This is a genomic window from Candidatus Chloroploca sp. Khr17 (assembly GCF_004138165.1).
Taxonomy (GTDB): Bacteria; Chloroflexota; Chloroflexia; order Chloroflexales; family Chloroflexaceae; genus Chloroploca.
The window spans coordinates 1-11,743 of record NZ_RYFF01000089.1 but is presented as its reverse complement, the minus strand read 5'-3'; the positions used below and the strand labels follow the sequence as shown (position 1 = coordinate 11,743).

The 11,743-nt window shown below is 58.2% G+C and carries 9 protein-coding genes and 1 pseudogene; 2 read left to right on the top strand and 8 right to left on the bottom strand.

All coding sequences use genetic code 11. From position 1 onward, the window contains the following. Positions 1–418 precede the first annotated feature (418 nt). Together EKD05_RS24150 and EKD05_RS24145 are read left to right on the top strand one after the other, a co-directional pair. Positions 419–5,260 (top strand): hypothetical protein, encoded by a 4,842-nt coding sequence (locus EKD05_RS24150; RefSeq protein ID WP_129677984.1) that lies wholly within the window; start codon positions 419–421, stop codon positions 5,258–5,260. A gap of 129 nt (positions 5,261–5,389) precedes the next feature. Continuing rightward, positions 5,390–6,097, top strand: coding sequence for a peptidoglycan DD-metalloendopeptidase family protein (locus EKD05_RS24145; RefSeq protein WP_240695919.1), 708 nt, complete (start codon positions 5,390–5,392; stop codon positions 6,095–6,097). Positions 6,098–6,247: 150 nt separating this feature from the next. Here EKD05_RS24145 and EKD05_RS24140 read toward each other — a convergent pair whose 3' ends face one another. From EKD05_RS24140 to EKD05_RS26125, 8 genes and pseudogenes are all read right to left on the bottom strand, one after another. After that, positions 6,248–6,712 carry a hypothetical protein gene (locus EKD05_RS24140; RefSeq protein ID WP_129677981.1) on the bottom strand — a complete coding sequence of 155 codons (465 nt, stop codon included), beginning with the start codon at positions 6,710–6,712 and terminating at the stop codon, positions 6,248–6,250. Positions 6,713–6,914: 202 nt separating this feature from the next. Next, a complete protein-coding gene (locus tag EKD05_RS24135; protein WP_129677979.1) occupies positions 6,915–7,916 on the bottom strand; it encodes a ThiF family adenylyltransferase in 1,002 nt (333 codons plus the stop codon). A 12-nt stretch (positions 7,917–7,928) separates the two neighbouring features. Further along, a complete protein-coding gene (locus EKD05_RS24130) occupies positions 7,929–8,672 on the bottom strand; it encodes a hypothetical protein (RefSeq protein ID WP_129677977.1) in 744 nt (247 codons plus the stop codon). A gap of 637 nt (positions 8,673–9,309) precedes the next feature. Beyond that, the gene (locus EKD05_RS24125; RefSeq protein ID WP_129677975.1) at positions 9,310–10,251 is read right to left on the bottom strand and encodes a hypothetical protein; all 942 of its coding nucleotides are present in this window, start codon (positions 10,249–10,251) and stop codon (positions 9,310–9,312) included. Further along, the gene (locus EKD05_RS24120; RefSeq protein WP_129677973.1) at positions 10,245–10,514 is read right to left on the bottom strand and encodes a hypothetical protein; all 270 of its coding nucleotides are present in this window, start codon (positions 10,512–10,514) and stop codon (positions 10,245–10,247) included. Before EKD05_RS24120 ends, EKD05_RS24125 begins: the two co-directional genes overlap by 7 nt. A 79-nt stretch (positions 10,515–10,593) precedes the next feature. Further along, positions 10,594–10,983 carry a hypothetical protein gene (locus tag EKD05_RS24115; RefSeq protein ID WP_129677972.1) on the bottom strand — a complete coding sequence of 130 codons (390 nt, stop codon included), beginning with the start codon at positions 10,981–10,983 and terminating at the stop codon, positions 10,594–10,596. After that, a complete protein-coding gene (locus EKD05_RS24110; protein ID WP_129677970.1) occupies positions 10,980–11,279 on the bottom strand; it encodes a hypothetical protein in 300 nt (99 codons plus the stop codon). The genes EKD05_RS24115 and EKD05_RS24110 overlap by 4 nt, the downstream gene beginning before the upstream one ends. Before the next feature lie 173 nt (positions 11,280–11,452). Then, positions 11,453–11,743, bottom strand: a pseudogene (locus tag EKD05_RS26125) (hypothetical protein); the annotation flags it as partial.

Sequence of the window (11,743 nt, the reverse complement as noted above, 5' to 3'; positions counted from 1 at the left end):
GGCGGTCAGGCCGAAATAACGAAGCGCCCTGGTGACGGGGCGCGTCCTGATGCCACTGCGTAGTCCCTAATGTGTATCGGTCTCTCCTGGATAGGATGAAGCACTGAGACACTCCCTACCTAAGGATGGCGTGAAAGGGTGCAATCCTTAGGGTATAAAATAATGAGAACAAGTATTCTTATATTAGTACGGGGGCTTGCAAATTTTAGTCTTCATTTTAACTATAAATTAACCACTCTCCATGCTATACTTAGTTTATCCCTTGGGCACAGGTAAACCTAAATGTGTAGTCTTCTGGGTACATGTAAGACTAAATGTGTGGTCTCTAATTTAAGAGCAGCGTTATACGAAGATCGTATAGCGTGGCATTTGTTTGCATTATCTGAGGCATGACAGTCCTCCAGGAGCATATATCTTTATGAGCCTGTATGAATCGGTTCTAAATACCCTTCAAGCACACATGTCCGACCGTCCGAGTACCGAAATTGAGCAACTAGCGACTCAAATCGCGAACCGGCTAGCCAGCCAATCTGAGCTAGCGACACTGAGTAAGCAGATCGTTCTTGAGAAACTGCAGCCAGCTGTCCAGATTATGCTGGCCCAAGATCACAGTTCTATTGAAAACGCTGCTCAATACGCTGTTCAGCTACTAGTCACCCAAGTTGTAGATGATCCTCAATCGACAGTCCCAGAAAGGTTTCGTGCTGCACAGTTTTGCCCATATCCCGGGCTTTCAGCATTTCAAGAAGGTGACCATACGCTATTCTGTGGCCGCGATGATGATCTAAGCGTTGCGCTCACCTTTGCTGACCGCACGATCATCCCAGTAACAGGGCCTTCTGGGGTGGGCAAATCCTCCTTTGTTCGGGCTGGCTTTATTCCGGCCCTACGCAAACATTGGGGTGGTCAGACCGCCATAATTGTGCATACGCTCGATACGAGTAACGACCCGATTATCGGCCTGGCAAAGACCTTGAGTTTGGACTCGGTCGAGGAAGAGCACCAGGAATTCGTCGCCAAGCTACTCCACCAAGATCCGGCTGCGCTCGTTGGCATCTTAGATCGGCTTCGACCTCCGGATGGGCACCTCTGCTTCATTGTTGACCAATTTGAGGAGCTTTTTGTCGGTGATGAGAAAGGGCGCGTTGAGGAGCGCCGCCGCTTCCTTGAGGCACTTCTTGCTGTTGACGCGCAAGCACCAAGGGTTATTCACATTATTCTCGCAACCCGCGAGAATTTTTTTGAGCACCCGGACTATATCGAGCGACCACGCCTAGTCGAACTGATTCAGCGACAGAACATTCCTCTTGACACCCTTGATAATGATCAACTACGCACAGCTATTGAAGAACCGCTACGGCGGTTTAACCAGCAAAACGAACAGAGTCTGCGCTTCCAAGAGGGCCTGGTTGATCTCATCCTGCAAACGTTTCGCCGAACGACTGGCTCTCTCCCGCTGGTGCAATATTTGCTGCGCCTCTTATGGACTGAGCACAATCACCTGACCCATTTTGCCTATAACCGTTTGGGAGGACTGGAGCGCGTCCTTGATCGTCACGCCACCGACACCTATAACAACATTAGTGAAATCGATCAGCCTCTCGTCAAGAGCCTATTGGTGGCATTAGTTCGGCCAGGTATCGCAAATGAATACACACGTAAACGTGTTCGCCGAGATGATCTTGTTAGCGAAAAAAACCAGATCCGGCTTGGGTTGGTTTTGCAGCGCCTGACAGATACCCGTGGACGCCTGCTTACCGAGATGCAAATCGGTGATGATCTCTACCTGGAGTTGACACACGAGATTTTGCTGCGGCAATGGTCGTTCTTGCACGAGCTTGTTGAAGCTCGCAAAGAGCGCATCGAAGAGCGAGAGCGGTTACTCGCTACTGCTGAACTCTGGCTGCCAACAGTCGCGACGCGGGGCAAACTCGGCGATCCGAGCTACCTCTACCGTGGCAGTACACTAAAGCGTGTGCATCGCTTCATCGAAGACACCCGGTTTACTGATGATGTCGATGGGCGCATTGCGGCATGTTATGCCGCAAGCCAGCAGTATCAGCGGAACATGCGGCTGCGGGTGGCGAGCTTATCGCTGGTGGGAGCAACGCTCCTGGCAATACTGGTTTTCTTTGGTCTGGCCCAAATTAATGCTGAGCAAGCGCGCACCGTTGCCGCTCAACAAACAGCTGACGCTAATGCGACGGCCCAGACCATAGCCGAAGCAGAGCGAGCCACTGCCGCAGCGCAAGCATTAATTGAGCAAGAGCGAGCCGTGGCCGAGGCGAATCGACGGCGCAGCCTCACCATTGCACGAGATGCGCAGGTTGCCGCTGCACGGGGGGAACAGCCATTGGCACTTGCCCTCGCCCTAGAGGCAAACAACATTGCAGAGCCGCCGCTCCAAGCCCAGGCAATTCTAGCCGAACTGGCTTACAAACCAGATCTTGTCCGAGAGCTAGGTCCTGGAGATGCAGTGAGCCTTGATGGTTCAAAGATAGTAGATATTGTAACCGATGGAACATTGACCGTAATCTTACGAGATCTTACCACTGGTAGCACGAGAACCTTGGGAAACCTTTCAGGCCTTGAATTAAGTCAAGAGGGACGTGCGGCATATGCATATATAAGCTCCAACAATCGATATGTATTTGCAGGTGCCGAAAATGGGATTATTGGATGGGACACTGAGCAAGGCATTGAAATAGTACGGATGGATAGTAACACGCGTATAGAGCGCGGCTTTGGTGATTATGCCGGATGTATCGTTTTTGGGCAAGAGGGATTGTATTTTACCACTGTTGGTCGTAATCCGGTTCTCATTGCGCCTTATAAATTTCCAGTCACTATAACGCAATTCGAAAGTAGCGGCGCCTCAAGTTCTAGCTTAACTTGTACGGCTGTCAGTCCTGATGGCAGTTTAGTCGTATCTGGATGGACAGCCACTGCTCCATTTTCCGGAGTCATTGTGAACAGTGAACTGAAGGTGTGGAACATTCATACTGGCGAGCTAATTGCGGATTTACCCGACTATGGCGGTGGCTTTGCATTTGATTTGTACAATCAACAGTTTGCCCCAATCAACTTCCGAATAGTCTATGGTGCTAAGGATAACTCGCTCCGAATATATCGCATCAACTTGGGAAGCCTTGATAAACAGTGGTTTGCCAGTGAAGAATTACGCCTACAGGGAACCGGCCCAGTTATTTGGAGCCCAGATAGTTCCGTTATTGTTGCCAACTCGGCTAACGGGGTCGGGGCCTGGGCAGTAGAGACAGGCACGCAAGTCCTTCAATTTCCAGGCAGTATTAATCCTATATGGTTTAATGATAATGGGTTGACCATAATAGCCCAATCTTCAAGAGGCCTGCTAGAATATGAACTTGGAAATGGTGCTGTAATACATGGAAGTCCTTTGCCCTCGGGAGAATCCAGAGTATTCGGCACAGAAGATCTAAAATCGAGTATCAATGTGCATCGTGTGGCCATATTAAACGGAGCGCCAGACGACGCAGATGTGGAGATTATTAATGCAAGTACAGGTGACACAGAGTTATTTAAATCCATCTTGCCTGCGATAATCAGTGAAGACGGACGTTATACGTTGATCAACGCTTACTATCCTTTCACCGCGCCATCATCCGAATATTATCATATCGTTGACCTCGAAACAATGGCTACAATTCGCAGTTTTGGTGATGGCGATAAAATAGAAGGATACAGCCCACACAATGCATATATCCTTCCTGCTATCAGTTCGAATGGCTCGCAGGTACTTCTACCAGTTATGAAAGACAACAATCTCGCAGTTGCACTTTGGGATGTCAGGCAAGGCACCCCCAGCCGTCTTATGATAGGCGATTTAGAAGATCTCTCGATGCTTTATTTTAGTCTTGATAATCGCTTTGGGGTGGGAATAATTGAGCAGACAAGCAGTAATACAGCAACTACTGATCGTGCGATAATAGTTGCGTGGGACTTGTTGTCTGGTGAAGAGTTGTATCGCTTAGACATCGGTGTCAAGGATCAAGAAATTAGTGCCTCTGATGAAATTGCGTTTCCAATTGATTTCTCTCCCGATGGATCGCATTTTGCAAGCGCATATGCATTAGAAACAATCGGCACTGAAATCGCTCTCTTTGACACGGCTAGTGGCACAATGATCTGGAAAGCAGCAGCAAGTGGACGCCATGTTGCCTTTAGTCCAGACGGAAAAACCATTGCATCTGGAGGCGACGAAGATGTCCGGTTGCTTCAGGCCGATACAGGAGCAGAGATCCAACGATTAGTAGGCGCGGCAGGACCTGTCGCGTATTCACCCAATAGTCAACATCTAGTCACTGGCGCATCCACTGATGGCACCTTACGGGTGTGGGATGTGTCTACTGGAACCGAGATTCGAAGGTATGATAACTTTGAGAAGGTAACCTCAGTCGCTTTCGGCCCAAATGGCAAAACAATTTTCACCGCTAGTTCCCAGGTGCGCGGCTGGAGAGAGTGGCGTCTCGATACCTTGGACGAACTTATAGCCTGGACGCGAGCCAATCGCACGGTTGCAGAACTTTCGCCAGAACTGTTGGCGCGCTACGACGTTGCTGGCGCTGCCACTCCGGTGCGTACTCCTGGTACATCCGCGGCACAGGCTTTGCCAGGAGTAACGGCTACAGGTACAAATACAAATCGTACAGCGACGAGTAATCCTGTTGACACACCTACAGCAGCTGCTGAGAACCTAAGAGAGACACCCGCTGTGGTCTTCACGCCCACATCCGTCGTTCAGCCAGGGCCACTTACTCCTATACGCATTCAAGCAAGCGGAACTGCTCCTGATGGGCGAGACAGCAGCGGGAACGTTATCACTTATGTCGCCGAAAACATGCTTGATGGGCTCCCAGACACTACATGGCGTGTTGCAGGTACCGGTGTCAATACGTCAATCGTCATCGAGTTTGCTGCTCCAGTGCGCCTTAGTGAGATCAGTCTATTGCCTGGTTATGCCAAGATCGACCCTGTTGATGGGACTGATCGGTTTCAACAAAATCGACGTATTCGTTCTGTTCGATTTGAGTTCAGCGACAGTACCAGCGTCGAGGCAAGCTACGAAGATCGCCCCAATCTTCAACCGATATCAGTCAACAATATTGTCACTACATCGGTACGAATCGTTATCATCGAAACAACCGAACCAGAAACTAATGCGCCTCGTGATTTCGCAGCGATCAGCGAACTGGTATTCCTTGGCTTACCGCAAGAACCATAAGGGAAGCGCATAATGAACCGAATGCCGCTTTTTTTCTGCTTTTTAATTATTATAAGCGGGTTTCTTGTCAGCTGCGCTTCACCTCAAACCACTACATCTGTAGGAACAGCGTCGGCAACCGAGACATCCGTGCCTACTACTCGTCTCTCAGCAACCATTGAGCTGCCAACAGTTCCTTCGGCAACGCATATTCCGATCCCAACCGCAAAGCCAGAACCTACTGCAGTACCAACTGAGCAGCCAACAGTAACTAGAGAACCAGCGACCGCCACCATTGAGCCAACGGCAATACCAACCGAAACGACAGAGCCGATCTTACCGCCGACGGCTAGCCCCACCATCGTCCCCGGTACTACGGTCGAAGGATTACTGCACGTCTTCCCGATCAAGGCATCATGGTACGAGATCTCGTCCTCTCACCACGACTACCCGGCGGCAGATATCGCCTGTCCTATTGGCAGCCAGTTCCTGTCCGTAACAAGCGGTGTGGTCGATTTCGTCAGCCGCGAGGATCGATATGCACTGGGCAGCAAAGACCCGGCCGATCGCGGGGGGTTATCAGTGGCTATCATAGGTGACGACGGGGTTCGCTACTACGGGTCCCACTTGTCAGAAATCGCTGAGGGAGTCGAACCAGGGGTTCGTGTGGAGGCAGGCCAACTTCTTGGCCTCATCGGTATCAGTGGCAATGCCGCAGGTACGTACCCGCACCTACACTTTGGTATCTCTCGCCCGACGACACCTGATGATTGGGAGACAAGGCGTGGCGAAATTTGGCCGCAGGAATACCTGAAGGCCTGGGCGCGTAATGAGAATGTGGCCCCGGCGATCCCCTAAAGTTCTCGCTCCTGCGACACTAACATCTGTCCCTTGGCGAGTTTAGCTTGAATGTCGCGTAAAATCACTGCCTACGCAGACACACCAAAAAAGGGCCAGCGCCGCCCGGCACTGGCCCTTCGTCATGCACTGAAAGGTGTTGATTCCCTGCTACGCCGTCGCCTCCAGCGCGAGCAGGCTCACGGCGGCGTTGAGCGCCGGCGATGCGCTGAGGAGCCGGGCGGCGGCGGCGATGCGTGCAGCGGGGATGGCGAGGCTCGGCTCGGTCTGGTCGTTGGGTTGGTTCGCCAGGAGTGCCTGGAGGTCAGCGTGGGCTTGCGCGGCGAGCGTCTGGCAGAGCGCGGTGCGCACGGCGGCGCGTTGCAATAGCGAAAGCTCGGGTAGCGCCGGTGGCGGTGTGATTTCCAGGCGCACCGGTGCGGTCGGCGTTGGCGGCGTGGTGGTCTTCGCTGCGGGGCGCTGACTGCGTTTGTTGCTGCGTGCGGTGGTGGTCGGGGCGGTCTCACGCGCTGGTGGCGGGGCGGCTGGTGGCGGTGGGGCGATGGTTTCGCCCAGGTCGAATGGCATGAACGATAGGGTCTGGATGTCGTCAGTGGGTGGTGGTGTCTGGGTCATGGGGATCCTCCGTTGATTGGTCGATTCATTGGTACGGTGGGTTTTTTGATGCAAAGGCGCAAAGCCGCGAAGGTGCGGGTGGTTTTTTTGACGCAGAGGCGCAAAGGCGCAGAGGCGCAAAGGGTTCATGCACCGACGCGAAAACTGGTGCACCGTTGCGCCGGTACGTCAACACGGGTCAACCGGATGGGCACGGTCGTGGCTATTCTCGCTCTCGGTGATGGCCGGGTTCATCGGTCTGGGTGATCGCGGCGATGCTGAGCCCGCTGGCGTCGGCGAGGGTCGTGGCGGTGATCGGGATCGAGCGCATCGTCAGGTTGGCTAGGTCGAGCGCGGTCTCGAAAGTGGTGATGCCTCGGGCGCTGATGAGTTGGTGGAGATATTGGGCGGCGATGGCGGCCATGGTCTGGTTGATCATCAGGCTTTGCAGGCCGTCGCGCATGTCGGCTGCACAGTCGCCCTGGGGCTGGTTGGGCCGCCGGCTGGCTGTTGTCACCCCGCCCCGGTGGTGCTGGTTGCGTGGGGGACGATCAGGCGGTGCGTTGGACAGGCGGCTGGCTGTTGTCACCTCGCCCCGGTGGTGCGCGTCGCCTGCCCGTTGATTCGCCGGTTCGTCGTGGAGCAGGTGCGGGTAGCACAGGGTTGGCGCGGGGAGGGCGGTGCAGATCCCGCCGAGGGCCAGGGCACCGTGCAGTTGGCGCTGCTCGGTGGTGGTGCCCAGCAGGACTTTCCCCCAGGCGTGTTCGTTGCCGCTGTCGAGCCAGAGTTGCCAGCGTGAGTGGGCCAGGGCTTCGTGAAGCGCACGCCGTCCGCTGGCGGTGTCGACGGCCCCGACGAGGATGCCGATGGTCTGGGCGGGCGGGGCGAGTTCGCGCAGCAACGCGGCGGTCGCCATCTCCGGCACGGCGACGATGTCCAGGCCGAGCGCGGCGTTGAGGCGATCCGCCAGGGTCTGGGCTTTGTGGCGGCCCCGTTCGGCGGGGGCAAAGAGTTGGCGCCCGATGTTCGGTGCCTCGACGCGGTCGCCGTCGATGAAGATGAGGTGCAGCGGTGGGCTGCCACGCTCACGCAGGTGGGAGGCCATGCGGGCGAGCGCAACGGCCAGATGGGAGCCGGTGCCACCACAGCCGACCAGGCCGATCTGGATGGGCTGGGTGGACGGCACAAGGTAGGGAATGGGCTCATCGATGATCAGGGTGTCCATGGCGTCATCCTCTCATTGCACCCCGCGCCCACGCCAGGCTTCGCCGGCGAGCAGCCAGGCAAGGTCGTGTCCAGCCGGGACGAGATCGTCAAGCGGGTAGGGCGTTGCGGCACTGAGCGTACGGTAGCGTGTCAGGACGTTGCGTGGTTTGCTGCGACTGCGCTGCTGCGCAAGGTGGTGATTGAAGCACGAGCCTTCCAGGTAGAGGTCGAGGACGTGCAGCATCGTCGCGGGTGCGGCGACCGCCCGCGGCTCGGTGTTGCCCCAGCAGATCGCGCCAGACGCGTAGGTGTTCGGAAAGGGCGCGTGGGCAAGCGGTGTTTGCCGCTGCGGCCAGTCGAGTGTCGCCAGGGCGAAGATGCGGTAATCCTGACCGCAACCGGCCCAGATGAGCGGCGGCGTCTGGATGGTGTGGGGGCGTGTGCGTCCAGCGATGCGCAGGGCCGCTGGGCGTGGCGGGATCAGGAGCACGTAGTAGCGCTGGCCGTTCACGGTGCCGGTGCCCAGGGTGTTCGGCGGAAGCAACCCCGAACTCGTCGGGAGTTTGCCCAGGGCGGCGGCGAGATCCTCGGCGCTGATTGGGTACGAGATCCAGCCCCGACCTTGGCGGCGCGTCAGGTAGATCGCGTCGGCAAAGATGCCGATCTGGATAGTCGGTGTGCGGTCGATGACCAGCGTCTGGCGAATCGGGCGTGGCGTGCGACGCAGCCAGGGGCGGCGGCGAAGTTCGTCCGGTGGTTGTTCAGGCAGATCCATGAAGGGGTCTCCTTGCTCTGCATAGGCTGGTTGGTTGACGCAAAGGCGCGAAGGCGCAAAGGTGCCTTTTGGTGCGTGGGGATAATCCCGTAGGCAGAGAAGACGGTTTTTTTAACGCAGAGGCGCAGAGGCGCAAAGGTATGTTGCTGAGGTGAGGCCGACGCATGCGCTTGGGGTGTGTCAGCGGGCAGGCAAGCACGGCGGTTGATCATGCTGGGCGGTGTTGATCGCCCCCGAATCGGGGGTGATCATGCAAGATCCGGTTGAGGGCGTTCAGGGCATTGGGAGGCCATCGGCTGATCAATGGTGATCTTGCAGCCTTGCAAGATCATCGAACGGCAGCGGAGGTGATGACAGCAGCTTGCCGTGGCCGTGAACGGCGCGGCTCCTGGGTAGTCAAGGCCGCCTGCGAGGCCTGTGATCCAGTCGGCGCAGGCCGGCTTTGCCCGTTGTTGCCGAGGCGTTGACGCCGACGGTGGGGGCGGATGGGAGCGATCCGCGAGCAGAGCGGCCCCCGCCAACGGAAGATGCCATTGCCCGATTGATCATGCCAAACGATGTTGATCGCCCCCGAATCGGGGGTGATCATGCAAGATCAAGGTGAGGGCGTTCAGGGCATTGGGAGGCTATCGGCTGATCAGGGTTGATCTTGCAGCCTTGCAAGATCACCGAGTGGCGGCGTTGCGGGAGGAGTGGCGGTGCATGGCGCCGTGGCCGCCTGTTGCACGGCAGCGATCACGGCGCGGAGGACGGCTGGCTCAGCGGTGACGACGCGGTTCAGCAGGTGGCAGTGCTCGAACCAGCCGCGTGCTGCGGTCTGATCGGCCGCGATGGCGATCAGATCGTCGCTCCACCAGTCGAGGCCGCTGCCATTCATGTCGGCCAGTTCGTCCCAGCTGAGATCGGCGAACCAGTTGTCGGTACGGCTGAAAACGAAGCGGACGACCTGGCCGAGATCGATGGCGGTTCCGTCGGGAAGCGGGAATGGCTGCGTGCTCAATGCGGTGCAGAGGGCCTCCATGTCCGTGGTTGGCTCCAGGTGCGGCAGGTTCGCGAGGAGTGTGGTGTGTCCTGGGCTGAGTGCCACCTGGTCGCCCCAGGCGGTGATGACGTCGTCCATATCGCCCAGCGTTGCGCTCCAGGCGGTGCGGTCGGCCAGTGACCAGAGCATGGCGACGAGCAGGTTCCGGCCTTCGCCAAACAGCTCGTCCTGCTCGGTCGGGAGCCCGTAGACCTCCGGCCAGACCTCGTCGAGCCCCCAGCCGTGAAATTCCTCCAGGGCGCTGCGCGCGTCGTCGTCGCTCAACGCTGGGTGAAGCACGCGGCGAGGATCGTCCGGGTCGATCGTCAGGACGTGGCTGTGGTCAAGCCCGATCTGCGGCTGGACGAGGGAGAAGAAGGCTTGGATGACGCCCAGCAGGTAGGGTGGCGTGGTCGGCAGGTCGGCGACATGAGCGGCGTAGAAGGCGGGAAAGCGATGGCGGATCAACGCGGCGGCCTCGCGGCCGTAGTGGATCGCGGCGAGGTGTTCGCTTGCGGCGAGGCGCGTGATCGCATCGGTGGCCGAGCGCCTCACCACCCGACGACGTCTGCCGACGCGGGGATGGGGCGCACGTTGTGGAGTCGGTCGCATAGAATCCTCCCAGGCAGGTGCTGGCGATAGGCAATGGCCGCGCAGGCGTCGAGAGCCTCTTGGATCGCAGGCTCCAGTGCCTGCGCGAAGGTCAGCGTGCCGCTGATGAGTGGGCGAAGGGTCGTGAGCGGCTTGGCGGCGTCAATGGGCTGCGCCGGGATCGTTTCGAGCAGGGCGATGAGCGCGGCGTTTGATAATGATGGATGCATGTGGGCCTCCGAATGCATGAAGACCGGGATCAGGGCAACGACCCTGATCCCGGTGACGTGGCACTGTTCTATGCGGATGTTATCCCTTCGTCCCGGCCTGCTTGATGAAGTCGACGGTGACGAGGGTGCGACCGTCGTGCTCGGTCGTGCCGGTGCGGATCGTGGCCCCGGCGAGGGTGGCGAAGCCTTGGCGGATCAGGTGCTGGCGGATGGTCTCGTGGTCGATGTCGGCGGCCACGAGGAACCGCTGGCCGTCGACGATGACCAGTTTCTCGTGTGGGTCGAGGGCGGCGGCTACCGGAGCGGGTTCGGTGGTCAATGTCGCCTCGTCATCCGGGTTGGCGGCACGAACGGGCGTTCCCGCATCCGCATCCGGTTCAAGATGCGCATCGGCCTGCGCACGGGTGGTCAACGTCGAGGGCGGGTCGTCGTCGAGCAGGCCATCAAACATGGGGGTGGGCATGGTCATGGTCTTTTTCCTTTCGGCGTGAGCTTCGGTGTGGCGGTCGTGGTACGGCGGTGCTGGTCAGCAGCACTGTCTGCGCGGTCAATCAGCGCACGGCGCAGCGCCGTGCGATAGCTCTGGATGATCGCACGCAGGTAGGCGCGGCCGTAGATCTCCAGGGCAGCGGGGGCGTCGAGGCCGGGCATGGTGATGCCGATGAAGGCATCGCTCTCGTCGGCCAGGCGCCGCCCGGCTTCGACACCCATCTCCCAACCCCAGGCGTGGATCGCTTCGGGGGTTGGCGGTGGGATGGTGGACATGTGGTCTCCTTTCATCAGGCGTGGATCGCTTCGGGGGTTGGCGGGGGAATCGTGGACATCTGGGCTCCTTTCTTCCTTCCTTGGTTGGCCGCACCTGCGGCGGCCAGTCGCGTGGTGGTGGCACGTGGCCGTCACCAGTTCATAAGGACAGCGGTTTGCCCAGCGGCGTCGCCTCAGCGGGCTTCCGTCATCAGCCAGCGCTTGAGGGCGGTGAGTTGCCGACCGATCCCGGCCCCTTCCGGCGCGGTGCTCAGGGACGGCAGGCCGACGAGGGTGCGGGGGTCGCCGAGCGCCTCGCGGTAACGCTTGCCCGCACTGAGGTAGCTATCGGCATACGAGCACCGTGCGCACACCTGCGTGAGCGTGGTGCGCACCTGATCACGCAACGCACGGGCGCGTGAGGTGGTCATGCTCCGGTCATACGTGGGGATCGGCTGGATGGCTGGGATGAGGCCGAATTCAGC

Coding starts and splice junctions, on each gene's coding strand:
- EKD05_RS24115 (WP_129677972.1), bottom strand. CDS start 10,983: ATGACCATGCCCACCCCCATGTTTGATGGCCTGCTCGACGACGACCCG.
- EKD05_RS24130 (WP_129677977.1), bottom strand. CDS start 8,672: ATGGATCTGCCTGAACAACCACCGGACGAACTTCGCCGCCGCCCCTGG.
- EKD05_RS24120 (WP_129677973.1), bottom strand. CDS start 10,514: ATGCATCCATCATTATCAAACGCCGCGCTCATCGCCCTGCTCGAAACG.
- EKD05_RS24110 (WP_129677970.1), bottom strand. CDS start 11,279: ATGTCCACCATCCCACCGCCAACCCCCGAAGCGATCCACGCCTGGGGT.
- EKD05_RS24150 (WP_129677984.1), top strand. CDS start 419: ATGAGCCTGTATGAATCGGTTCTAAATACCCTTCAAGCACACATGTCC.
- EKD05_RS24135 (WP_129677979.1), bottom strand. CDS start 7,916: ATGGACACCCTGATCATCGATGAGCCCATTCCCTACCTTGTGCCGTCC.
- EKD05_RS24140 (WP_129677981.1), bottom strand. CDS start 6,712: ATGACCCAGACACCACCACCCACTGACGACATCCAGACCCTATCGTTC.